Genomic DNA, 24,011 nt, shown 5'->3' with positions numbered 1-24,011 from the left:
CAGTGTCCTTCCTTACTGCCGTCGTGGCCCCGGTGACCGAGTCCACCGCCAATACCTTTGCCGACACCGTCCTGAACGGGTCCGTCCTGCTGGCTATCCCCGTGGCTGCCCTCGCAGGCCTCGTATCCTTCCTTTCCCCCTGTGTGCTGCCCCTGGTTCCGGGCTACCTCGGCTATGTCACCGGGTTGACCGGCGTCGACCTGCAAAAGCAGCGGCGGGGACGGATGTTCGCCGGCATCGGATTGTTCGTGCTCGGCTTCTCCGTGGTCTTCGTGGCCCTGGGCGCCGGAATCGGACAGCTGGGTGCGTGGTTGAAAGGCTCCGAACAGGCTTGGATCTCGCAGGTCCTTGGCCTCGTTGTGATCCTGCTGGGCATCGTGTTTATGGGCGGCATGAGCTGGTTCCAGCGGGACCGCAAGATCGAAGCCAAGCCGCCGGCCGGGCTCTGGGGAGCTCCGGTGCTCGGCATCACCTTCGGGCTGGGCTGGGCACCGTGCATCGGCCCAACGCTTTCGGCAGTTCAGTTGCTTTCCTTCTCCGGCAGCGACGCCAGCGCCGCAAAGGGAGCCCTGCTGACCTTCGTGTACTGCCTCGGACTGGGGCTGCCTTTCCTGCTCATTGCCGTCGGGTTCCGCCGCGGCATGGGCGCCCTTGGCGTCTTCCGCCGGCACCGGCTGGCCCTGCAGCGTTTCGGGGGCGGCATGCTGATTGCCCTGGGCCTGCTGATGGTCAGCGGTGTCTGGAACCAGTGGATCAACCAGCTCCAAGGTTGGTTGGGTAATGTGACCCTGCCGATCTGATGCCGAAACCCAGTGAAGAACAGACGACCAATGAGAACACCTTGACCCCGGGACCGGATGACGTGACAGACAAAGCAACAACGCCCCGCCCGTCCAACCCCCGCCCTGCCAAGGGACGCCGGGACGACGTTGCGCTGCCCGCCCTGGGGCTGCTTGGCACGCTGCGCTGGGCCTGGAACCAGCTGACCAGCATGAAGACGGCGCTGTTCCTGCTGCTTCTGCTCGCCGTCGCCGCCGTGCCCGGATCACTGTTTCCGCAGCGCCCCGCCGATCCCTCGGTAGTCACGCAGTACATCAAGGACAATCCCGAAACCGGGCCCTGGCTGGACCGCTTCCAGCTTTTCGACGTGTATTCCTCCGTCTGGTTCTCGGCGATCTACCTGCTGCTGTTCATCTCGCTGATCGGCTGCGTGATTCCCCGGGCCAAGGCCCACTTCAAGGCCATGCGTTCCAAGCCTCCGCGCACCCCGAGCCGTCTCTCCCGGATGCCCGAATACGGCACGCTGACGGTTCCGGCGTCGATGTCTATGACGCCGGCCGAAGCCGTGCGCGACGCCGCGAAGATCCTGCGCCGCCGCGGTTACCGTGTGGATGTCCGGGACGCGGACGGCGACCGACCCTCCGTTGGAGCCGAGCGCGGCTTCGCCAAGGAACTGGGCAACCTGGTGTTCCACACCAGCCTGATCGGCGTCCTGGCCTGCGTGGCTCTGGGCGGGTTGTTCGGCTACAGCGGACAGAAGATCGTGGTGGAGGGGGAGTCCTTCGTCAACACCCTCGTCAGCTACGACACCTTCACACCCGGCTCCAACTTCACCGAAGCCCAGCTGAGCCCCTATTCGCTGACACTGGACGACTTCCAGATCGAGTTCGACCGCGAATCCGAGACCCACTACGGACAGCCCCTGGACTTCACGGCGAACGTGACCGTGAAAGAAGACCCCGGGGCCGAGCCCGAGGAACAGGTCCTGAAGGTCAACTCGCCCCTGACGCTGGGCGGCACCCGGGTGTACCTGGTGGGCAACGGCTACGCCCCGGTAGTGACCGTGCGCGACGGCGAGGGCAACGTGGCGCTGGAAGGCCCGGTCGTGGCCGTTCCCACCGACGCCATGTACACCTCCCTTGCCGTGATCAAGGCCCCGGACGCCAAGCCGGACCAGCTCGGCTTCGTCGGATTCTTCCTGCCCACCGCCATGATCGACGAAGCCGGAGTCAGCTACTCCGGCGACCCGGATCCGATCAACCCCCAGCTGAACCTCAACTCCTACTACGGCGACCTGGGGCTGGACGAAGGTGTGCCCTCCAACGTCTACGTGCTGGAAACCGAAGACCTGACCCCGCTGAACAACCGCGACCTCGACGCCGGCGGCATTGTGCTGGGCGCCAACCAGACCTACGAACTCCCCGACGGCAAGGGATCCATCACCTTCGACGGCCTCAAACGGTACGCCGCCCTGGACATCCACTACGATCCGGGAAAGACCGGCGTCCTGGTGTTTGCCGTGCTCTCCCTGTCCGGTCTGGCTGCCTCGCTGTTCCTGGCACGTCGGCGGGTCTGGGTGCGGGCAGGCCAGCATCCCGACGGACGGGTCATGGTCGAATACGGGCTGCTGGCCCGGGGCGAAGATCCCCGGCTGACCAGTGAAGCAGCTGCGCTCCGCGGACTGTTCGCGGAGAAGTGGTTGGCACGGCAGGACGCAGAAGGACAGAATGTTGGACGGGCCACCGTCTCCGCAAACGCAACGGCGGACAGCAATGCCGCAGAAAATCCAGGTAAGGACCAGTAATGCCCTCCATCGATTACACCCTCGCCCTTTACAGTGAGCGCTTTATGCTGCTGGCGGCGTTCGCCTACACGGTCGCCTTCCTGGCGTTCGCGTGGGACCTGGCAAAGAGCAGCAAGACCATCCGGGCGGTGGAGAGCCGGCTGGAACAGAAGACCGCCGTGCGTGAAGCCGTTCCCGCCGGCTCCGGCAACGGCTTCGCCCGGGACTGGGATGCCGACGGCAGCCGCGAGGCACAGACCGCTGACAGCGCCATGGGCTACACCGGTCCGCGGCGCAACGCAGCCCGGGTAGGCGTTGCCCTGACCGTGCTGGCCGCAGCCGTCCACGCGGCCGGCGTCATCACCCGCGGCATGGCCGCGCACCGGGTTCCCTGGGGCAACATGTACGAGTTCTGCACTACGGGCGCCCTGGTGGTGGCCGTGGTGTTCCTGCTGGTGCTGACCCGCCGGGACCTGCGCTTCCTCGGCACCGTGGTGGTGGGCCTGGTGCTGGTTATGATGATGGCCGCCACTATCGGCTTCCCGACGCCGGTGGCACACCTGGTTCCGGCGCTGCAGAGCTACTGGCTGATCATCCATGTTTCGGTTGCCGTGATTGCGTCGGCACTGTTCACGCTGACGTTCGCCATGTCCGTCCTGCAGCTCCTGCAGGCTGACCGCGAAACCCGGATCCGCTCCGGGCGCAAGGAACGGCTGCCGTTCATGCGCATCGTGCCCTCCGCGCAGAGCCTGGAAAACCTGTCCTACCGCATCAACGCAGTGGCTTTCGTATTGTGGACCTTCACCCTCATGGCCGGCTCCATCTGGGCCGAACAGGCGTGGGGCCGGTACTGGGGCTGGGATACCAAGGAAGTCTGGACCTTCGTCATCTGGGTGGTCTACGCAGGCTACCTGCACGCCCGTGCCACCCGCGGCTGGACCGGAACCCGTTCCGCCTGGCTGTCGATCGTCGGCTACCTCTGCGTGGTCTTCAACTTCACGATCGTCAACATGTTCTTCTCCGGCCTGCACAGCTACTCCGGCGTCTAACTCAACCGGGGTCCAGCCCCACAAGGGCTTGGCTGCCCGGCCCCGCAGACATGGAAAGACCCGTTCCGGGACATCCGGAACGGGTCTTTTTATATGCAGCTATGGCTGCGAAGTTGCTGCAGGGGCCTCAGGCGCCGGGCTTGCCGTCGTCGTTCTGTTTGTCCCTGCCTTCTTCCTTGGCCCGCAGCGCGGCCTCCCGGGCCCGCAGCTCGGCTTCCTTCTGTGCCTGGCGGCGCCGGACCTCGAGATTGCGCAGGAACTCCGGATCGTCGTCGGGCGCCGAGGGGCGCCGCGGCTCGCGCGGGCCGGGCCCGGCGGAGGGCCGGCCGAACAGGAACCAAAGCACTGCGCCCAGGACCGGAATGAGGACGATGGTGAACATCCAGGACACCTTGGAGATGCTGCGCACCTCGTTTGCCCGGGACATGAGGCAGTCGATAACGGCGTAAATGATCACGGCAGCGACGATGATGACGCCGAACAAGACAAGACGGGGCATACGGACATTGTAGTGGAGGGCACGGTCCGTGGCGTCGGATGGACGGAAGGAACACCGGGGACGCCGAGCGCCTAGAATGAAGGCGTGGCTTTCTGGAAATTTACTGCTCTCCGCCTGGGTTTGGTGGCCGTCTTCTTCGTGATCTGCATGGTGCTGCAACTCGGCCTCCTGCTCTCGGCGCTTGCCGCCGCCGTCCTGGCCTGGTGCGTGACCTACCTGTTTGCCCGCGATATGCGGGACGAAGCGGCCCGGACGGTACAGCGGCGCTTCACCGAGGAACGTGCACCCAAGCGCAACCGCGGCGAACTGGATGATTCCGCGGCGGAGGACACCTTGGTGGCCGAGAACCCGGACGTGCAGATCGACAACGACCGCCGCCGCGACGCCTAGCCTGCCGCGGCGACGCGGTAAGCCTAGGCCAGCAGCCGCGTAAGGACGAGTCCGGCGCCGTAGAGCACGCTGAAGCCGAGGTTGATCAGGCCGGTGTGCTTCAGGACCGGGATCAGGCTGGAACCCTTTTTACCCGTGAGCATCAGCCCGCAGGGCAGGATGCACGCCGGAATGAGCAGCAGCACCAGCAGGATCCACGGGTAGCTGCCCGCGATGAAGAGCGGCAGCAGCAGCGCCAGGGCCAGCATCATCACGTAGCTGATCCGTGCCGCGCCGTCGCCCAGCCGCACGGCGAGGGTCCGCTTGCCGGCCACCCGGTCCGTGGGGATGTCCCGGACGTTGTTGGCCATCAGCAGGGCCATGGCGATCAGGCCGGTGCCGATGGCGCCCAGCACCGAGGCTGTGTTGATTTCCAGCGCCTGCGTGTAGGTGGTGCCCAGCGTGGCCACCAGTCCGAAGAACACAAAGACGAAGATGTCGCCCAGCCCCCGGTAGCCGTAGGGGTTCTTCCCGCCCGTGTAGCCCCAGGCAGCGGCAACGCAGCCGATGCCCACGAGGATCAGGTACGGCGTGCCGGCCAGGACCACGAGGGCCACTCCCGCCAGCATGGCGGCGGCGAAGCAACCGAACGCCGCGTACTTGACCTGCTTCGGGGACGCCAGCCGGGAACCGGTCAGCCGCAGCGGCCCCACCCGGTTGTCATCCGTGCCGCGGATGCCGTCCGAATAATCGTTCGCGTAGTTCACGCCCACCTGCAGCAGTACGGCAATCAGGGCGGCCAGGACGGCACGGACGGGAGAGAAACCCCCGAGGTCGTACGCGGCGGCGGATCCGATAATGACCGGCGCGATTGCCATCGGCAGCGTCCTGGGACGGGCGCCTTCTAACCATTGGGCGGCTGTAGCCACGGTGTTGTTCCTTAGTTCTTGAGTTGAGACAGGTGCGTAAAAGACGGGTCAGTGCCGCGCGGCGGCCAGCAGCCGCAGCAGCGTCATGCGGTCCGCCTTGCCGTTGGGCAGCAGGGGCAGGGATTCAAGCAGCAGGACCACCTTCGGGACGGCAGCGGCGCCCAGCCGGGAGCGGACGGCATCTCGGATCAGTTCGGGGTCCACGCTGCCCACGACGGCGGCGCCCACCCGGGAGCCCCATTCGGCGTCGTCCAGGCCCAGCACAAAGGCCTGGTCGACGCCGGCAACCGTCTCCACTGCCTCGGCCACGGCCTGCGCGGAGACCTTGATCCCGCCGCTGACAATGACGTCGTCCAGCCTGCCGGAGACGGTGACCCTGCCGGCGTCGTCCACTGTGCCGGTGTCATCCGTGCGGAACCAGCGGCGTCCGGAGTTGAACCGGAAACGGTCCTCGGTCAGGTCCGGACGGCCCATGTACCCGTCCGAAAGGACGTCACCGGCAATCCAGAGGCGGCCCTCCCACCGGATGACGTCGACGCCGGGCAGCGGAACGCCGTCGTAAACGCACCCGCCGCAGGTTTCGCTCATCCCGTACGTGGTCACAATGTTCAGCCCGTAGCCGCGGGCCTTTTCCAGCAGGGGAGCGCCGGCCGGAGCGCCGCCGAGCAGGATGGCGTTGAACCGGCGCAGCACGCGCAGGGTTTCCGGCGCCGGATCCTGCAGCAGGCGGTGGAGCTGGGTGGGCACCAGCGAGGTGAAGCGGTTGCGGTCCGTCATGTCCTCGGCGGCGCGGGTGAACACCTCGGCGCTGAACGGCACGGACAGGTCCATGAAGACCGGCTGCGTCCCGGCGTACAGGGAGCGGACCAGGACCTGGATGCCGGCAATGTAATTGACCGGCAGGGCCGCCAGCCACTGCCCGTCCGCCTTCAGGGCCATGGCGGTGGCCATCGAGGACGCAGCCAGCGCGTCCGTGCTGAGCATGGTCTGCTTCGGGGTGCCGGTGGAGCCGGAGGTGCTCACCACCAGGGCAATGTCGTCATTGGGCAGTTCACCCTCGAACGTCTGGTCCGGGTCGGTGTGCGGCGCCACCGCGGGGCCTTCACCGGCCAGGGCATCGGCAAGCGGGGAGAGGAGCATGCCGGCGTCGAAGCCGGGGGTAATCAGGACTGGGAGCAGTTCCAAGGAGGTCCTAGAAGTAGTAGGGGAACGAGGACCAGTCCGGGTCGCGTTTGGCAAGGAACGCTTCCTTGCCCTCCACCGCCTCGTCCGTCATGTAGGCCAGCCGCGTCGCCTCGCCGGCAAAGACCTGCTGCCCGGCCAGGCCGTCGTCGGCCAGGTTGAAGGCGAACTTGAGCATCCGGATGGCCTGCGGCGACTGCCGGGCAATGTCTGCGGCGTATTCCAGTGCGACCTTTTCCAGGTCCGCGTGGTCCACGGCTTCGTTGACGGCGCCCATGGCCACCATCTCCTCGGCGGAGTACTCCCGGGCGAGGAAGAAGATCTCGCGGGCCTTTTTCTGGCCGATCTGCCGGGCCAGGAGCGCCGAGCCGTAACCGGCGTCGAAGCTGCCCACGGTCGCGTCGGTCTGCTTGAACTTGCCGTGCTGGCGCGAGGCGATGGTCAGGTCCGAGACCACGTGCAGGCTGTGGCCGCCGCCGGCTGCCCAGCCGTTCACGACACTGATGACCACCTTGGGCATGGTGCGCATCAGGCGCTGCACTTCCAGGATGTGCAGCCGGCCGGCGCGCGCCGGGTCGATGGTTTCCTTCGTCTCTCCCTCGGCGTACCGGTACCCGTCTCGGCCGCGGATCCGCTGGTCCCCGCCGGAACAGAAGGAGTGGCCGCCGTCCTTGGGGGAGGGGCCGTTGCCGGTGAGCAGGACGGTGGCGACGTCGGGCGTCATCCGGGCGTGGTCCATGGCCCGGTACAGCTCGTCCACGGTGCCCGGGCGGAAGGCATTGCGGACCTCCGGCCGGTTGAACGCGATACGCACGGTCGGCAGGTCACGCACGACTGCGCCGTCGGCGTCGCGCTCCACCTGGCGGTGGTACGTCATGTCCTGCAGGTCCTCGAACCCGGAAACAAGACGCCACTGCTGCGGGTCGAAGATATCGGACACCTGTACTGGAAGTTCTGTGCTCACAAACCGAGTTTATCGCCAGTGGGCAAAACCGCCGGACGGCGGGCTCCCGTCCGGCGAAGCATCCGCCCGGGCACCGGTGTGCCCGGCTCCGGGGCCAGTTCTCCGCTTACCCCTGTCGGGTCCGTGCGCCCTGCCCCAAGCTTGTAGGTATGGCTGGCTCCGTTTCGGGGATCGATGGCCCCGCATCCGATGCAATGCTCTCTCTCGGCAGGTTCTTCACCCGGTGGGATGAAACGGGTGACGGACGGGCCGTGTTCCGGGAAGGCGGCCGTGAGGGGGACGCCTTCTACCGGAACCGGTGGAGCCACGACAAGGTGGTGCGCTCCACCCACGGCGTGAACTGCACGGGCTCCTGTTCGTGGAAGGTGTACGTCAAGGACGGGATCATCACCTGGGAGGCGCAGGAAACCGACTATCCTTCGGTGGGGCCGGACCGGCCGGAGTACGAGCCCCGCGGCTGCCCCCGCGGTGCGGCCTTTTCCTGGTACACCTATTCCCCCACCAGGGTCCGGTTCCCCTACATCCGCGGGGTGCTGCTGGAAATGTACCGGGAGGCCAGACAGCGCACGGGGGACCCGGTGCTGGCCTGGGAAGAGATCGTGAATGATCCGCAGCGCCGCCGGACCTACCAGCAGGCCCGCGGCAAGGGCGGGCTGGTGCGCTCCAGCTGGGCCGAAGCACTGGAGATGACGGCCGCAGCGCACATTTCGACGATTCGGAACTACGGACCGGACCGCTGCACAGGCTTCTCGCCGATTCCGGCCATGTCCATGGTGTCGCACGCGGCCGGAGCGCGGTTCATCAACCTCATCGGCGGGGTGATGAACAGCTTCTACGACTGGTACGCGGACCTTCCCGTGGCCAGCCCGCAGGTCTTCGGCGACCAGACAGACGTCCCCGAATCCGGGGACTGGTGGGATGCCACCTACCTGATGATGTGGGGCTCCAACATCCCGGTGACCCGCACCCCGGATGCGCACTGGATGGTGGAAGGGCGCTACCGCGGGACCAAGGTGGTCTCCGTCAGCCCCGACTATGCAGACAACACGAAGTTCGCGGACGAATGGCTGCCGGCCGCCGCCGGCTCCGACGGTGCGCTCGCCATGGCCATGGGACACGTGATCCTCAAGGAAAACTTCGTGGACCGGCGCGTGCCGTTCTTCGAAGGCTACGTGCTGCAGTACACCGACCTGCCGTTCCTCGTCACGCTCGAGGAGCGGGACGACGGCACCGTGGTCCCCGGAAAGTTCCTCACCGCCGCGGACCTGGGACGCCGCGAAGCCAAGGCCTCCGACTCCGCGTTCAAGACGGTCCTGCTGGACCGAGAGGCCGGCACACCGGTAGTGCCCAACGGATCGGTGGGCTTCCGGTACAACGAGGCCGACGCCGGCAAGTGGAACCTCGACCTGCAGGGCGTGGTGCCGGCACTGTCCATCGCGGATGCCGCGAGCGTCCGGCAGGGGACCAGCCGGGTGGACCTGCCCGCCTTTACGGATCCCGGCGGCACGGGGTCCGTCCTGCGCCGCGGCGTGCCGGTGACCACCGTGGCGGGAAAAACCGTCACCACCGTGTTCGATCTGATGCTTGCCCAGTACGGACTCGGGCGGAACGGCCTGCCGGGGGACTGGGCGGCGGGCTACGACGACGCCGCAACCCCTTACACTCCGGCGTGGCAGCAGGAGGTCACCAACGTGGCCCCCGAAGCCGTGATCCGCACGGCCCGGGACTTCGCGGCCAACGCGGAGAAGTCGAACGGCCGGTCCATGATCATCCTCGGCGCCGGCATCTGCCAGTGGTACCACGGGGACGTGACCTACCGGGCCATCCTGGCTCTGCTGATGCTCTGCGGCTGCCAGGGCCGCAACGGCGGCGGCTGGGCGCACTACGTGGGCCAGGAAAAGTGCCGGCCCATCACCGGCTGGGCGGCCATGGCTTCGGCCGGGGACTGGAACCGGCCGCCGCGCTTTATGATCGGCACCGCGTTCTGGTACATGCATACCGACCAGTTCCGTTCCGACGGCTATTCCTCCGACTCGATGCAGTCACCCCTGGCCAGCGGACACCTGCGCGGTCTGCACACCGCCGACGTCATCGCGAAGTCCACCCGGATGGGCTGGATGCCTTTCTTCCCCCAGTTCGATGCGAAGAACTCCCTCGATGTTGCCGACGAGGCGGCTGCAGGGGTGGCCCGGGGCGAGGCGCCCGACGAGCCGGGGTGGGTGGCGCAGCAACTCAAGGACGGGCGGCTGCGGTTTGCCGTGGAGGACGTGGACGCTCCGGAAAACTGGCCGAGGACGCTGATCCTGTGGCGGTCGAACCTGCTGGGCTCCTCCGCCAAGGGGGAGGAGTATTTCCAGAAACACCTGCTCGGCACGCTGAACAACGTGATGGGCGCGGATCACAGCGAGTCCCGGCCGCGCGACGTCGTCTGGCGCGAAGACGCGCCGCAGGGCAAGCTCGATCTGCTGGTTTCCGCCGACTTCCGGATGACGAGCTCCACGCTGCTGTCCGACGTCGTGTTTCCCGCTGCCACCTGGTACGAGAAATACGACCTTTCCTCCACGGACATGCACCCCTACGTGCACGCGTTCACGCCCGCCATCCCGCCGCCGTGGGAAGCGAAGACGGATTACGACCTGTTCCGCCTGCTCTCGGAGGAGTTCTCCCGGCAGGCCGCCACGCACCTCGGCGTGCGGAAGGACATGGTGGCCACGGCACTGACCCATGACACGCCCGGAGAGATCGCGCAGCCCGGAGGGCACGCCCCGGACTGGAAGGGCACCGACATCCCCGCGGTTCCGGGAAAGAACCTGCCCTCCCTTGCCGTGGTGGAGCGGGACTATACGGCCATCGCCGAGAAGTTCGCCGCCGTCGGACCGCTGGCGGACAAACTGGGATTCACCACCAAATACGTCAAGTACGACGTGACGCGGCCCTTGGAACAGCTGGCCCGCAAGCACGGCGTCTTTGACCGGGGCGCGGCGGCGGGCCGCCCGGCCGTGGACACCGACGCCCGCATGGCCGAGGCGATCCTGCTGCTCTCCGGTACCACCAACGGGGAACTGGCCGTGCAGGGGTTCCGGACCCTGGAGAAACGGACCGGAACGCCGCTCGTGGATCTGGCCGAGGGGGCCGAGGACCGGCAGATCACATTCCGAGACACCCAGGACCGGCCGACGCCGGTGCTGACCTCCCCGGAGTGGTCCGGTTCCGAGACCGGGGGCCGGCGCTACGCACCGTTCACGATCAACATCGAACGGCTCAAGCCCTTCCACACCCTGACCGGGCGGATGCATTTCTTCCTCGACCATGACTGGATCCTGGACATGGGCGAGGCCCTGCCGATCTACCGGCCTCCGCTGGACATGCACCGCCTGTTCGGGGAACCGCAGCTGGGCACCCGCGGGGAGCTCTCCGTGGCAGTGCGCTACCTGACCCCGCACAACAAGTGGTCCATCCACTCCGAATACCAGGACAACCTGCTGATGCTCTCGCTGTCCCGCGGCGGAACCTCGGTATGGATGAGCCCGCAGGACGCCGCCCTGATCGAGGTATCGGACAACGAGTGGGTGGAATGCGTGTCCAACTCCGGGGTGCTGGTGGGCCGGGCGATTGTCAGCAGCCGGATGCCGGCCGGAGTGATTTACGTCTACCACGCGCAGGAACGCATCATTGACGTGCCCAAGTCCGAAGCCACCGGCCGGCGCGGCGGCATCCACAACTCCGTGACCCGGATCCTGGTCAAACCCACCCACATGATCGGCGGGTATGCCCAGCTGTCCTGGGCCTTCAACTATCTCGGCCCCACCGGCAACCAGCGGGACATTGTCTCCGTGGTGCGTAAACGTTCCCAGGAGGTGCAGTACTGATGCGGATCATGGCGCAGACAGCAATGGTGATGGCGCTGGACAAGTGCATTGGCTGCCACACCTGTTCGGTGACCTGCAAACAGGCCTGGACCAATCGTGCCGGCACCGAGTACGTGTGGTTCAACAACGTGGAGACCCGGCCCGGGCAGGGATATCCGCGCAGGTACGAAGACCAGGAGCGGTGGAAGGGCGGCTGGGAGCTGAACAACCGCGGCAGGCTGAAGCTCAAAGCCGGCGGGAGGCTGGCTAAACTTTTTGGCATTTTTGCCAGCCCGGTCCAGCCGGAGCTGAATGACTACTACGAGCCCTGGACCTACGACTACGAAAACCTGATCAACGCACCGGCCGGCAACGACTTTCCCGTGGCCAAGCCCAAGTCCCTGATCACCGGCAAGGACATGAAAATCACCTGGTCGGCCAACTGGGACGATGACCTGGGCGGGTCCGAGCGCACCGGCGGGCAGGACCCGGTGCTGGAGAAAATGCGCCGGGACGCGGAGGAGAAGGTGAAGCTGGAATTCGATTCCACCTTCATGTTCTATCTGCCGAGGATCTGCGAGCACTGCCTGAATCCCTCCTGCATGGCTTCCTGCCCGTCGGGCGCAATCTACAAGCGCGAAGAGGACGGCATTGTGCTGGTGGACCAGGACCGCTGCCGGGGCTGGCGGCAGTGCATCACCGGCTGCCCGTACAAGAAGATGTACTTCAACCACCGCTCCGGCAAGGCGGAGAAGTGCACGTTCTGCTATCCGCGCATCGAGGTGGGCATCCCCACGGTCTGCGCCGAAACGTGTGTGGGCCGGCTGCGGTACATCGGGATCTTCCTGTACGACGCCGACCGGGTCACCGAAGCCGCGTCCGTGCCCAACGAGCAGGACCTCTACGAGGCGCAGCTGGACCTGATGATGGACCCCAATGATCCGGAGGTCATTGCCGGCGCCCGGGCCGAAGGCATCCCGGAGGACTGGCTGGACGCCGCCCGGCGCTCGCCGGTCTACGCCCTGGCCAAGGAAATGCGGGTGGCGCTGCCGCTGCACCCCGAATACCGCACGATGCCGATGGTCTGGTACGTGCCGCCGCTGTCCCCGATCGTGGACGTGCTGAAGGAGCAGGGGCACGACGGCGAAGCGGCGGAGAATCTCTTCGGCGCCATCGAGGCCCTGCGGATTCCGGTGGAATACCTCGCCGAACTGTTCACAGCAGGGGACACGGACCTGGTCACCGCAGTGCTGCGGAAACTCGCCGCCATGCGCGCCTACATGCGGAACATCACCCTGGGTGATGAGCCTGACGAGCGGATCGCGGCCGACGTCGGCATGACCGGCGCGCAGATTGTCGCGATGTACCGGCTGATGGCCATTGCAAAGTACGAGGAGCGGTACGTGATTCCCGCCGCGCACGCGGAGGACGCGCACAACCTTGAGGAGATCGGCTGTTCCCTGGATGTGGACGGCGGCCCCGGGATGGGGCAGACAGGGGTCTTCGGTGAGGCTTCCGGGCGGCCGATGCCCGTGGCGGTGGAGAACTTCGAGGCCCTGCAGGCCCGGCAGCGCGGGGAGGACCCGACGGGCAACGGCAACCTGGGCGGGCGGGTGAACCTGCTCAACTGGGATGGACGGGGCTCTCCGCAGGGGCTGTTTCCGGCCAATAACAACCGCGGGGCACCCGATGAGGGTGCCGGCGAGGGCCTGGGCGCGGGATACGACCAGGCCGAGGGCGACGGGCCCGGTTCGGATCAGGGCAGGGCTGATAAATGAGCCTGCTGGAGAAGCTGCTCGGCAAACCCGGGAAGGGCACCCTGGCGCCCGAGCCCTACGCCGATGCCCGGCCGGGCCGCAGCCGGGTGATCCGGCAGGCGGCTGCCCTGCTGCTCGAATACCCCGACCAGCAGCTGGTGGAACTGATCCCGGGAATCCGCGCGGCCCTGGCTGAAGCCGGGGCACCGGCGGAGGAGCTGGAGCCGCTCTTCGCCTGGCTGTCGTCCCGGCCGCTGCCGGATGTGCAGGCGGCCTATGTGCAGGAATTCGACCTGTCCAAGCGGCACAGCCTGCACCTGACCTACTGGACCGACGGGGATACCCGCCGCCGGGGCGAGGCACTCGCCGCCTTCAAGGAGATCTACCGCTCCCACGGTGTGCTGCCGGAAGGCACCGAGCTGCCGGACTACCTGCCCCTGGTGCTGGAATTCGCCGCCAAGGTTTCTCCGGAGGACGGTTACGAACTGCTGCAGCGCTACCGTCCGTCAGTGGAACTGCTCCGGCTGGCCCTGCGGGACGACGACCTGCCCTACGAGGGCGTCCTGACCCTGGTCTGCTCCACCCTTCCCGGTGTGTCACCCGAAACCCAGGCCGCCGTGATGCGTACGGCGGGCTACGGCCCGCCCACCGAAACCGTGGGGCTGGAACCGTACAGCTCGCGGCTGCTGCCGGTGAGCGAAAGGAGCCACCCATGACTGCCGTACCCGCACCGCTGGACGTGCCGCCGCCGGGGAACGTGCAGGTGGGTGTGGACGACGTCATGCTTTGGGGAGTGCTGCCCTATCTGGTGCTGGCCATCCTGGTGCTCGGCTCCATCTGGCGGTACCGGTATGACCAGTTCGGCTGGACCACCCGGTCATCCCAGCTCTACGAGTCCCGGCTGCTGCGCATTGCTTCCCCGCTCTTCCACTTCGGGATCCTGGCGGTGATTGTGGGGCATTTCGTCGGATTGGTGATTCCGAAAACCTGGATGGATGCGATCGGACTCAACGAGGACACCTACCATTTCTTCGCCCTGAGCGTGGGCATCCTGGCGGGCGTAGCCACACTGGTGGGGATAGTGCTGTTGATTTACCGACGCCGGACCACCGGCCCGGTCTTCATGGCCACCACCCGCAATGACAAAGGGATGTACATCTTCCTCCTGGCGGCGATCCTGACCGGACTCGCGACCACGGTCTTTTCCGTTTTCGACACGAACATCGTCAACTACCGGGACACCGTGGCGCCGTGGTTCCGCTCCATCTTCATCCTGCAGCCCGACATCACGGGAATGACGGCTGCCTCCATGTCCTTCAAGATCCATACGGTCTTCGGGCTGGTGCTCTTTGCCCTCTGGCCCTTCACCCGGCTGGTCCACGCGTTTACCGCGCCCGTGCACTACCTGTTCCGGCCCTATATCGTCTACCGCTCACGGGGCCGGCGGCCGGTTCCGGGGGCCAGGACGCCGCGCGGCGGCTGGGACCCCGTGGGGACCCCCGACCGGGACCGCCCGGGCACACCTTAGGAACCGAGTTCATCTGGCGGAAGGCAGGCAGCCCATGTCCACAGCATCTTCTCCTCCGGCCGCAGGCGCAGACCTCCGGTCCGGCCAGCTGCGGAACCTGATCGTCGCAACCATCGCCTCCACAGTGGGGTTCTGGGCCTGGACGATCATCGGACCGCTCTCCAGCCGCTACGCCGCAGACATGGACCTGGGTGCCGGACAAACCTCGGTCCTTGTGGCCATGCCGATCCTGGTCGGCTCGGTGGCCCGGATTCCCGTCGGCGCCCTGACGGACCGTTACGGCGGCCGCGTTATGTTCACCGTGATCCTGGGAGTGACGGCGCCGCTGGTACTGCTTACCGGAATCGTCGGCCAGCAGGGCAACTTCCCCTTCCTGGTGGTCATCGCGTTCTTCCTCGGCATCGCCGGGACCGTCTTCGCGATCGGCATCCCCTTCTGCTCCGCCTGGTACGAACGCAGCCGGAAGGGCTTCGCCACCGGGGTGTTCGGGGCCGGCATGGTGGGGACGGCCGTATCGGCGTTCTTCACCCCGCGGCTGGTGGCCGCCGTCGGCTACATGGGCACCCACATCACCATCGCCGTCGTCGTCGCGGCCATGGCAGTGCTGAGCTGGCTGATCCTGCGCGAATCCCCGGCCTGGTCAAGACCCACGGAACCGGTGCTGCCGAAGATCACCCACGCCTTCACCCTGCGCGTCACCTGGCAGCTGTGCTTCCTGTACGGCGTGGTGTTCGGTGCGTTTGTGGCGTTCTCCAACTACCTGCCCACCTATCTGGGCAATGTCTACGATTACGATGCGACCGCGGCAGGAACCCGGACCGCAGGCTTTGCCGTGGCCGCCGTCATCGCCCGCCCGATCGGCGGCACCATCGCGGACAAGGTCGGGCCGAAACTGGTCACGCTCGCTTCCTTTGCCGGCACGGCGGTCCTGGCCGTTATTGTTGCCCTCCGGCCGGAGGAGGAGGAGGTCTACGGTACGGCGTTCATCCTGATGGCCTTGTTCCTGGGGCTGGGCACCGGCGGAGTGTTTGCCTGGGTGGGCCGTGCCGCTCCGGCGCAGGACGTGGGCACCGTCGGCGGGATTATTGCCGCCGCCGGCGGGCTCGGCGGCTACTTCCCTCCGCTGGTTATGGGGGCAACCTATGATCCGGCGAACCGCAGCTATTTCGTGGGCCTGATGCTGCTAGCGGCCTTTGCCGCCGTCGCCCTGCTGCTGACGTTCACGGTGCGCAACGGCGGCAAGGTGGATACCCGCTCCGGTACCTGAGCCCTTGGCCTCCGGGGACCGGCGGGTAGAGTCGGAGCATGGGTGCAACTGAACTGATTCTGGTCCGCCACGGTGAATCCGCCGGCAACGTGGCCGCTACCCGCGCAGGCCGCGAGGGCGCCGAACGTATCGACCTTCCCTGGCGGGACCCCGATGTCCCGCTCAGCTCCGACGGCGAGCAGCAGGCGGCAGCGCTTGGCCGCTGGATTGCCGGGCTTCCCGCCGAAGAGCTGCCCGAGTCCGTCTGGTGTTCGCCCTACCTGCGGGCCCGGCAGACGGCCGAACTAGCGGGGCTGGCCGGCCTCACCGGTGGCATGCAGATTGATGAGCGTCTGCGGGACCGGGAACTCGGGATCCTGGATCTGTTGACCTCCGCCGGCGTCGCGGCGCGTTTCCCCGGGGAAGCCGAACGCCGGTCCTGGCTGGGGAAATTCGCCTACCGTCCGCCGGGCGGCGAGTCCTGGGCCGACGTCGCGCTGCGGCTGCGGTCGGTGTTCCGGGACCTCGACGACGAGGAAGACGGCAAGCGTGTGGCAGTGGTTTGCCACGACGCCGTGATCCTGCTGATCCGCTACGTGCTGGAACGGATGAGCGAGCAGGAACTGCTGGACACCGCCGCCGCCAACAGCGTGCGGAACGGATCAGTGACCCGACTGGTGCGCCCCACCGGCACCGGGCCCTGGAAACTACACACCTTCAACAGCGTGCTCCACCTGCAGGACAGCGGAGCACCGGTAACCGAACATGCAGGAGAAACCGATGACATCCACCCCCGTTGAGCTTGTTACCCCCGCACTGCTGCGAGGCTGGCGGCTTTCCACCGAGGCCTCCGGGAAGGAGGACCGCGGCACCGTGCTGGTGATCGGCGGAGCGCGCAGCACCCCGGGAGCGGTGATGCTGACCGGGCTTGCCGGACTGCGGGTCGGCGCCGGCCGCCTGACCATGGGGTTGGCGGAATCGGCGGCGATCGCCGTCGCCGTGGCCATCCCCGAATCCGGGGTGGTGGGACTGCCGGAGGAAGACGGCGGGATTGACGGCGCGGCGGCCGGCAAGCGGCTCGAATCCGATCTTTCGACGGCGTCGGCAGTAGTGATCGGCCCCGGCCTGGACGACGCCGAGCAGGCCGCAGCGCTCCTGCGGTCAGTGGTTCCGCTGCTCGGGGAAAAGACACAGGTGGTACTGGACGCCTTTGCCCTCGGAGTGCTGCCCGGGCTGCCGGAACTTTACGACACCCTGGCCGGCCGGCTGGTCCTGACCCCGAACGGTGCTGAAATCCTGCGCCTCCTCGAGGACGAGGATGCCGACGAAGACTCCCTGGACCTGCCGAAAGCCTCCCTGGAGGTGGCACGGAAATACCGGGCGGTGGTCAGCGCGCACAACGTCATTACCGCTCCTGACGGAAGGAGCTGGGAAGTGCCGGCCGGGAACTCGGGCCTGGGCACTTCCGGGTCCGGGGATGTCCTTGCCGGTGCGGTGGGCGGGTTCCTTGCCCGCGGTGCGACGCCGGAACAGGCAGCGTGCTGGGGCACCTATCTGCACGCGGTGAGCGGGGACCGGCTCTCCGCCTCGCGGGGACCGCTCAGCTTCCTGGCGCGGGAGCTGCTCGAGGCCATGCCGCCGGTGGTCGCGGAGTTGAGCTAGCGAGGGCTGTATCCCGGCGGAACGGCCCATATCCTGAGGTAATGACAGCGAACGAATACCGGACCGGCCCTCCGGGGCGACCTGCGGCCCACATTCCGTGGCTTTCCTACCGTTTCACCCGCCGTGACGCCGTGGCAGCAGGTTTCTACGTGGTGTTCCTGCTGGTCCTGAGCTTTGCGCCCGGACTCGTTATGCCTGTCCTGGTGATGCTGGTTCCGGATCCGGTTGCAGCCGCCTACGTCCTGAACCTGGCGTTTTACGGGGTCGCGGGCCTCCTGGCTTTCCTCGCGGCCCGGCCCTACGTGGTGCGGGAAACGAAGATTCTGGCTACCCGGCCGGTGCTGTCCCTGTCCCTGATTCCGGCAGGCGTCCTCGCGATGCTCATTGTCACTATGATCGGGGCGTTGCTGAGCGGGCAGGTCGAAACGGCGGTGAACCAGGAAGCGGTAGAGGGATTTGTGGGGTCCGTTTCGCCGTGGCTGGTGGTGCCGCTGCTGGTGGTGCTGGCGCCCTTTGTCGAGGAGTACATTTTCCGCCACCTGCTGATCGGCAAGCTCAGCCGGTACTGGAACCTCTGGGGCTGCTGCATCCTGTCGGTCCTGTTATTCGCCTCCATCCACATTGTGGGCAAGGAATCCCTGACCCTGCCGGTGCTGATGCCCTACCTGGCGATGGGCGCCACCCTCGTAGGCATCTACGTCTGGGCCGGAAACAATTTCGTGCTTTCCTACGGTGTGCACGCGGCGAAAAACCTGCTGGGTGTCATCCTCCTCTACAGCGTGCCGCCGGAGCTGTTGCAGCAGTAGCTGCGCCGTTGATGCCGCCAGCCGTGCCGACTGACCACTCCGGTAGCATCAGCACCATCCGGTCGGCAAAGGCAAGCCGGCAACAACGTGGGGGACACATGGCACTAGGGTCGGCGTTTGGAATTCTGTATCTGCTCGTGGTTATCGGGACGGCGGCTCTGGTGCTGTGGGTACTGGTGTTGTTGATCGTCTTCCTGCGGCTGCGCATTGCCCAGCTTCGTGGTGCGTCAGGGGAAACCGGACCGCAATAGCATCGCACTGTTCCAATGCGGCCGGTTTCGTCCGCAGGGCTTGCTCTGCCCCGGAACCCGTTGGAATTCCGGGGCAGAGCGGCAGCTAGGAGTCGGCCTTTTCGATCCGCTCAGTTTCCGGGGCCCGAACCAGGGAGCCGTTGCAGGGAACCACCCGCTCCGGCCGGGCCAAGTAGAAAAAAGAACTCCGGGCATCCGAGTCGAATCCACCGGGCACCATCAGTGTGGAATAGCGCTGGCACCACTGCGGGGTATCGACGGCGGCCGCGAGCGCCGTGGCGACGGCCGGAACATTGTGGAACCACATCAGGTGCTGGGTACCTTCGGACACCAGGTAGATGAGGTCCAGCTGCGGATCGGCCGTGACTTCGACGTCCGACCACTGTTCCCAGCCCTCGAGACGGCGGCTGTGAATCCAATGGATGTTGTGCCCCGGGGCGAAGCCGCTGCAGTTGCTGAGACCGGATTTGCTGACACTGGAGATGCTCACAGTGGGTTCCTTTGCAGGTTGTCCTTGCCTGCGACGAATGACGCAGGCCGCTTCGTCATCCGAACCACCCGCCGAACAGTGGGGTTGGTGTGGGGCCAGTCGGAGCTTTTGTGCCCGGCAAACCGGGCAAAGGCCACATCTCGTGAAGCTGAAAACTACTCTAGCGGAGGCCACTGACATTTCGACAGAGGCCGTTTCAGAGGGTGCCGCTGGGTTGGGCGTGCGTCGTGTGGGTGTGCGCCGGGCGGACCGGAACGGCGGCAACGAAAATCCCTGCTCGCAGAGCTCGCAAGGATTATTAAAGCCGCCTAACCCGGCCCGTCCGGCACCCACGTTCGCACCTCGCCTTCCGTCGGCGCGAGGACCTCGGGGGCGAACGTCTGCACACTCACACCGGGGGCCCGGGGTTGGGGGGATGCAACCGTAGCTGGGAGGAGCTGGACAGCACGCGCCCGCCGCCGGAGGGGCTGGAGGAAGGCGGCTTTAATATTTCCCGCGAGCTCTGCGAGCGGGGAATTTCGTTGCCGCCGTTCCAGCCCCGCAGGGGGGCGGACCCGAGGGGCGGACCCGGAGGACCGGGGCGGACCCGGTCCAGGGACGAAACCTACCGCCAGCCGGCCCCCGGCGCCACAAGCTTGACGATGCTCTCCAGCAGATGCGCGTTGTACTCCACACCCAGCTGGTTGGGCACGGTCACCAGGACAGTGTCGGCTTCCTGCACGGCAGCGTCCGCGGCCAATTCGGCAGCAATAACATCGGGTTCACCGATGTAGCTCTTGCCGAACCGCGCCAGCCCGCCGTCGAGGTGGCCCACCTGGTCCCGTCCTTCGGCCTGCGCGCGCAGCCCGAAGTAGTGCCGGTCCTGCCCGGTCACCAGCGGAATGATGCTGCGGCTGACGGACACCCGCGGGGCACCCTCGTGTCCGGCGTCGGCCCAGGCCTTCCGGTACACCGCAATCTGCTCGGCCTGCAGCTGGTCGAACGGCACCCCGGTGTCCTCGGTCAGGAGCGTGGAGCTCATCAGGTTCATGCCCTGCTCACCGGTCCACTTGGCGGTGGCCCGGGTCCCGGACCCCCACCAGATCCGCTCCGGCAGTCCGGGGGACAGCGGGTCAATAGCCATGGCTCCGGTGCTGCCGGTCATGGCCGGATCGGCCTGCGCCACTCCGGCGCCGGCAATGGCGGCACGGAACACTTCGGTGTGCTGCCGGGCCATGTCGGCGTCGGAGGAATCCGGGCCGGGAACGTAGCCGAAGGACTCATAACCGCGCAGGGCGGGCTCGGGGGATCCCCGGCTGATGCCGAGCTGCAGCCTGCCGCCGCTGATCAGGTCCGCCACTGCGGCGTCTTCTGCCATCGCCAGCGGATTCATGTAGCGCATGTCGATCACTCCCGTGCCCAGCTCGATCCTGCTGGTCCGCGCGGCCATGGCGGCGAGCATGGGGAAGGGGGCGGAGAACTGCGGGGCAAAGTGGTGCACCCGCATATACGCGCCGTCGACGCCGATTTCCTCGGCGGCGACCGTCAGCTCAATCTGCTGCAGTATTGCGTCCTGCGCACTGGGAGTCATCGACCCCACGGCATTCCGGTAATGTCCGAAGGACAGGAATCCTATTTTCTTCATAGAAGCTCCAGCGCCGGAAGCGTCGGCAGTATTCCCGGTCACCTGCGCCGAACCAGCGAAAGGAAACAGCCCTCATGCACATCACCATGGTCCCGGGCTATCAGGGCTCACCGCCGGAGCAGTGGCAGAGCCGCTGGGAAGCGGAGCTGCCGGACGTCACCCGCATCGCGCCGTCGTCGTGGGATGACCCCGAGCTTCAGGACTGGATGGAGGCGCTGGACCGGGCCGCCGGCGCGCAGAAGGGGCAGACGGTCCTCGTGGCCCACAGCCTGGGCTGCCTGGCCGCGGTGGAGTGGCTGCATCGAAACCCCGACGGCGCCCGCGGAGTGTTCCTGGTCAGCCCGCCGGATCCCGTTGCCGCCTCGTTTCCGCAGGCCGCGGAAACGTTCCGGAATCCGCGGATGCAGGAACTGCCAGTGCCCGGCCTCCTGATTGCCAGCGAGAGCGATCCGTACTGTGCGCTGCCGTCCGCCCAAAGCATCGCTGCGGCCTGGAAACTGCCCGTTATCAACGCCGGCGAGCTCGCCCACATCAACGAAAAGAGCGGGGTGGGCTACTGGGAGCAGGGCCGCGACCTGCTCACGGCCTTCACCGCAGGGCTGGGGGAACCGGCCGCAATCGGATAAGAATGGGCACATGGACCTTCCAGTGATGCCTCCGGTTGCGCCGATGCTGGCCAAATCCGTCAGCGCCCTGCCCCGCGGGGACTACCTGTACGAACCCAAATGGGACGGATTCCGGTCCATCATTTTCCGGGACGGCGACGACGTCGAGATCGGCTCCCGGAACGAAAAGCCGATGACCAGGTACTTCCCCGAACTCGTCGAAGCGCTCAAAGCGAACCTGCCTGAGCGGTGCGTGCTGGACGGCGAGATCGTCACGGTGGCTCCGGACGGCAAACGGCTGGACTTCGAACTGCTGCAGCAGCGGATCCATCCCGCCGCCAGCCGGGTGAAACTGCTCGCGGAGGAAACCCCGGCCCGGTTCGTGGCCTTCGACCTGCTGGCCCTGGGCGACGTCGACTACCGGAACCGGCCCTTCTCCGAACGCCGGGAGGCCCTGGTGCAGGCGTTGAAAACGGCGCAGGCACCGGTGTCCGTCACCGCCGCCACCGACGACGCCGACCGGGCGCAGGACTGGTTCGGCCGTTTTGAAGGTGCCGGCCTGGACGGTGTGGTGGCCAAACCCCTGGCCGGCCCCTACGCGCCGAACAAGCGCACGATGGCCAAGCTCAAGCACGAACGCACGGCGGACTGCGTGCTCGCCGGCTACCGGGTGCACAAGTCCGGCCCCGATCTGATCGGCTCCCTGCTGCTGGGGCTCTACAACGACGACGGCGTGCTGGTGAACGTGGGGGCGGCAAGTTCCTTCCCGATGGACCGCCGCCGGGAACTGTTCGAGGAACTCCAGCCGCTGGTCGCCGTCGAGGACGGACACCCGTGGGCCGAGGGGGAACAGGAGAAGGGGACACGCACCCCGCGCAACTCCGAGGGCAGCCGATGGAGCGGGAAAAAGGACTTCTCTTTCGTGCCGCTGCGCCCGGAACGGGTGGTGGAGGTGCGCTACGACCACATGGAGGGGGAGCGGTTCCGCCATGTGGCCCAGTTTTCCCGCTGGCGGCTGGACCGCACGCCCGAATCCTGCACTTATGAGCAGTTGGAGGAACCGGTGAAGTTCGACCTGGCGGAGGTGCTCGGGAGCTAGCGGAAATTGTCCGGCGGGGCTAGGCAGGGAAGCACTTCGGTGCCTAGCATTTTTTGGCGGCATCTCCGGTCCGCGGGCCCGGCGGCCGCGGACACCCGCCCACAAGGAGCCAAAGATGATCCAGGCAGCCGACCTCGAAACCCTCCGCAACGTAGTCCACGGCCCGCTGAACAGTCCCGGGGAGCCGGGGTACGCCGTCGACACCGCCGGCTTCAACCCCTCGGTGATCCAGCGTCCCGATGCCGTGCTCGGGGCAGCCGCCGTCGAGGATGTACAGAATGCCGTCCGCTGGGCAGCTGAGCGCGGCATTCCTGTCGGGATGCAGGCGACCGGCCACGGTGCTGCCGCCGTGATGGACGAGGGCCTGCTGATCAACACCTCCCGGCTGCAGGACCTGGCGGTGGACCCCGACGCCGGCACGGTCACCGTGGGTGCCGGCGTCCGCTGGCGCTCCGTGCTGGAGGAGACAGTGCTGCTCGGGCTTACGGGCCCGCACGGCTCCTCCGGAACCGTGGGAGTGGTGGGCTACGCGTCCGGCGGAGGGCTGCCGCTGATGGGCCGGGCGCTGGGATTCGCCAGCGACCATGTGCAGGCGATCGATGTTGTGACTTCCGACGGCAGCCTGAGGCACCTCGAAGGAGGCAGCGCCGAAGACGCCGGGTTGTTTGCGGCGCTGCGCGGCGGCAAGGGCAATTTCGGCGTCATCACGTCCATGACGCTCGGGTTGACCCCGTTCCGGGAGTTTTACGGCGGCGGCATCATGTACCCGGAAGACGCCGGTCCGGAGGTGCTGGCTGCGTTCCGAGCCTGGACACCCCAGCTGCCGACGGATGTTTCAGCGTCCCTGGCCTTCCTGCACCTGCCGGATGTCCCGTTCCTTCCCGAGGAACTGCGCGGTACCGCGCCGGTGCACCTGCGGTTCGCTGTGTTCGGCAGCCGGGAAGAGGGCGACACGCTGCTGGAACCCATGCGGCATGTATCCGCGCCCTTCATGGATACGGCCGGGCCGATGGACTACGGGGCAGTAGGCAGCATCCACATGGATCCGGACGAACCGGTGCCCGGCCTGGACCGCGGGACCCTGCTGGCCGAGCTGCCCGATGAACTGGCGGCCGGTTTGCTGGGCCAGGTGGGGCCGGGATCGCATACTCCGCTGATGATGACGGAAATCCGGTTGATGGGCGGATCCCTGGCTCTGGATCCTCCGTTCGAGGATGCGGTGTCCGGCCGGCAGGCAGGCTTCAACCTCTACTCCGTGGGACTCAACGTCCCGCCGGCCGCGGACGCCACAGCAGCGGCCCTGGATCTGCTCGACGTCGTCGTCGGCCCCTACACTGCGGGTGCGCTGGTCAACCTCAGCGGACCGGCACGCACGGAGGCGGGCGCCCAGCCTGCGTGGGATCCGGAGGTTTTCGGACGGCTGCAGGCGGCCAAGGCCGCCTATGATCCGCAGAACCTCTTCCGGTTCGGCCACGCGGTTCCGCTGCCGGCCTCCTGAGAACGGTTTCTGTGGCTGGGTCGACCCGTACGGAAGGTGGCG

Annotated in this window: 22 protein-coding genes and 1 riboswitch; of the genes, 16 read left to right on the top strand and 6 right to left on the bottom strand. The window is 66.9% G+C overall.

Annotation, left to right across the window (positions count from 1 at the left end; genetic code table 11):
• Positions 1-2: 2 nt before the first annotated feature.
• From NNX35_RS02865 to ccsB, 3 genes are read left to right on the top strand one after another with little or no spacing between them, the layout of a single operon-like run.
• Positions 3-800, top strand: coding sequence for a cytochrome c biogenesis CcdA family protein (locus NNX35_RS02865; protein ID WP_255765027.1), 798 nt, complete (start codon positions 3-5; stop codon positions 798-800).
• Positions 800-2,584, top strand: a complete 1,785-nt coding sequence (locus tag NNX35_RS02860) for a cytochrome c biogenesis protein ResB (protein ID WP_370646930.1) — start codon at positions 800-802, stop codon at positions 2,582-2,584. Before NNX35_RS02865 ends, NNX35_RS02860 begins: the two co-directional genes overlap by 1 nt.
• Positions 2,584-3,612, top strand: a complete 1,029-nt coding sequence (gene ccsB / locus NNX35_RS02855) for a c-type cytochrome biogenesis protein CcsB (protein WP_255765026.1) — start codon at positions 2,584-2,586, stop codon at positions 3,610-3,612. The genes NNX35_RS02860 and ccsB overlap by 1 nt, the downstream gene beginning before the upstream one ends.
• Before the next feature lie 127 nt (positions 3,613-3,739).
• On the opposite strand, the gene NNX35_RS02850 is transcribed toward ccsB, so the two are convergent.
• Positions 3,740-4,111 carry a PLD nuclease N-terminal domain-containing protein gene (locus tag NNX35_RS02850; RefSeq protein WP_255765025.1) on the bottom strand — a complete coding sequence of 124 codons (372 nt, stop codon included), beginning with the start codon at positions 4,109-4,111 and terminating at the stop codon, positions 3,740-3,742.
• Between the two features lie 84 nt (positions 4,112-4,195).
• Here NNX35_RS02850 and NNX35_RS02845 point away from each other — a divergent pair, with 84 nt between their 5' ends.
• Positions 4,196-4,501 carry a DUF4229 domain-containing protein gene (locus tag NNX35_RS02845; protein ID WP_255765024.1) on the top strand — a complete coding sequence of 102 codons (306 nt, stop codon included), beginning with the start codon at positions 4,196-4,198 and terminating at the stop codon, positions 4,499-4,501.
• 23 nt (positions 4,502-4,524) lie between these two features.
• Here NNX35_RS02845 and NNX35_RS02840 read toward each other — a convergent pair whose 3' ends face one another.
• From NNX35_RS02840 to NNX35_RS02830, 3 genes are read right to left on the bottom strand one after another with little or no spacing between them, the layout of a single operon-like run.
• Complete coding sequence (locus tag NNX35_RS02840; RefSeq protein WP_227919052.1) at positions 4,525-5,409, bottom strand: 1,4-dihydroxy-2-naphthoate polyprenyltransferase; 885 nt, start codon at positions 5,407-5,409, stop codon at positions 4,525-4,527.
• A 48-nt stretch (positions 5,410-5,457) separates the two neighbouring features.
• Positions 5,458-6,594 (bottom strand): AMP-binding protein, encoded by a 1,137-nt coding sequence (locus NNX35_RS02835; protein ID WP_255765023.1) that lies wholly within the window; start codon positions 6,592-6,594, stop codon positions 5,458-5,460.
• A gap of 7 nt (positions 6,595-6,601) precedes the next feature.
• The gene (locus tag NNX35_RS02830; protein ID WP_255765022.1) at positions 6,602-7,555 is read right to left on the bottom strand and encodes a 1,4-dihydroxy-2-naphthoyl-CoA synthase; all 954 of its coding nucleotides are present in this window, start codon (positions 7,553-7,555) and stop codon (positions 6,602-6,604) included.
• A 149-nt stretch (positions 7,556-7,704) separates the two neighbouring features.
• Here NNX35_RS02830 and NNX35_RS02825 point away from each other — a divergent pair, with 149 nt between their 5' ends.
• The 9 genes from NNX35_RS02825 (at position 7,705) to NNX35_RS02785 (ending at position 18,653) form a co-directional block, all read left to right on the top strand.
• Positions 7,705-11,424 (top strand): nitrate reductase subunit alpha, encoded by a 3,720-nt coding sequence (locus NNX35_RS02825; RefSeq protein WP_255866928.1) that lies wholly within the window; start codon positions 7,705-7,707, stop codon positions 11,422-11,424.
• The gene (narH, locus tag NNX35_RS02820) at positions 11,424-13,181 is read left to right on the top strand and encodes a nitrate reductase subunit beta (RefSeq protein ID WP_255866927.1); all 1,758 of its coding nucleotides are present in this window, start codon (positions 11,424-11,426) and stop codon (positions 13,179-13,181) included. The genes NNX35_RS02825 and narH overlap by 1 nt, the downstream gene beginning before the upstream one ends.
• A complete protein-coding gene (gene narJ / locus NNX35_RS02815) occupies positions 13,178-13,876 on the top strand; it encodes a nitrate reductase molybdenum cofactor assembly chaperone (protein WP_255866925.1) in 699 nt (232 codons plus the stop codon). Before narH ends, narJ begins: the two co-directional genes overlap by 4 nt.
• Entirely contained in the window at positions 13,873-14,688 is an 816-nt protein-coding gene (narI, locus tag NNX35_RS02810; RefSeq protein ID WP_255765018.1) for a respiratory nitrate reductase subunit gamma, read from the top strand. Before narJ ends, narI begins: the two co-directional genes overlap by 4 nt.
• A 34-nt stretch (positions 14,689-14,722) precedes the next feature.
• The gene (locus NNX35_RS02805; RefSeq protein WP_255866924.1) at positions 14,723-15,955 is read left to right on the top strand and encodes an MFS transporter; all 1,233 of its coding nucleotides are present in this window, start codon (positions 14,723-14,725) and stop codon (positions 15,953-15,955) included.
• A gap of 38 nt (positions 15,956-15,993) precedes the next feature.
• On the top strand, positions 15,994-16,734 hold the full coding sequence (locus NNX35_RS02800; protein WP_255866923.1) for a histidine phosphatase family protein: 741 nt from the start codon (positions 15,994-15,996) through the stop codon (positions 16,732-16,734).
• Positions 16,715-17,596: an NAD(P)H-hydrate dehydratase gene (locus NNX35_RS02795; RefSeq protein ID WP_255866922.1), complete on the top strand. Its 882-nt coding sequence runs from the start codon at positions 16,715-16,717 to the stop codon at positions 17,594-17,596. Before NNX35_RS02800 ends, NNX35_RS02795 begins: the two co-directional genes overlap by 20 nt.
• 41 nt (positions 17,597-17,637) lie before the next feature.
• On the top strand, positions 17,638-18,402 hold the full coding sequence (locus tag NNX35_RS02790) for a CPBP family intramembrane glutamic endopeptidase (RefSeq protein WP_255866921.1): 765 nt from the start codon (positions 17,638-17,640) through the stop codon (positions 18,400-18,402).
• Between the two features lie 98 nt (positions 18,403-18,500).
• Positions 18,501-18,653 (top strand): hypothetical protein, encoded by a 153-nt coding sequence (locus NNX35_RS02785; RefSeq protein WP_255866920.1) that lies wholly within the window; start codon positions 18,501-18,503, stop codon positions 18,651-18,653.
• An 85-nt stretch (positions 18,654-18,738) separates the two neighbouring features.
• On the opposite strand, the gene NNX35_RS02780 is transcribed toward NNX35_RS02785, so the two are convergent.
• Positions 18,739-19,143, bottom strand: a complete 405-nt coding sequence (locus NNX35_RS02780) for a hypothetical protein (protein WP_255866919.1) — start codon at positions 19,141-19,143, stop codon at positions 18,739-18,741.
• Positions 19,144-19,158: 15 nt separating this feature from the next.
• A riboswitch (SAM riboswitch) is annotated at positions 19,159-19,291 on the bottom strand.
• Positions 19,292-19,747: 456 nt separating this feature from the next.
• Positions 19,748-20,767, bottom strand: coding sequence for an LLM class flavin-dependent oxidoreductase (locus NNX35_RS02775; protein WP_255866918.1), 1,020 nt, complete (start codon positions 20,765-20,767; stop codon positions 19,748-19,750).
• 74 nt (positions 20,768-20,841) lie between these two features.
• Between NNX35_RS02775 and NNX35_RS02770 the strand changes: the two genes are divergently transcribed.
• From NNX35_RS02770 to NNX35_RS02760, 3 genes are all read left to right on the top strand, one after another.
• Complete coding sequence (locus tag NNX35_RS02770) at positions 20,842-21,393, top strand: alpha/beta hydrolase (RefSeq protein ID WP_255866916.1); 552 nt, start codon at positions 20,842-20,844, stop codon at positions 21,391-21,393.
• Between the two features lie 10 nt (positions 21,394-21,403).
• The gene (locus NNX35_RS02765; protein ID WP_255866915.1) at positions 21,404-22,471 is read left to right on the top strand and encodes an ATP-dependent DNA ligase; all 1,068 of its coding nucleotides are present in this window, start codon (positions 21,404-21,406) and stop codon (positions 22,469-22,471) included.
• Positions 22,472-22,586: 115 nt separating this feature from the next.
• Entirely contained in the window at positions 22,587-23,969 is a 1,383-nt protein-coding gene (locus NNX35_RS02760) for an FAD-binding oxidoreductase (protein ID WP_255862569.1), read from the top strand.
• Positions 23,970-24,011 lie beyond the last annotated feature (42 nt).

It is taken from the genome of Arthrobacter sp. zg-Y844, assembly GCF_024385465.1.
GTDB lineage: Bacteria > Actinomycetota > Actinomycetes > Actinomycetales > Micrococcaceae > Arthrobacter_B.
Note: the sequence above shows the minus strand (reverse complement) of the source record. Positions and strands in the feature narration are given on the sequence as shown.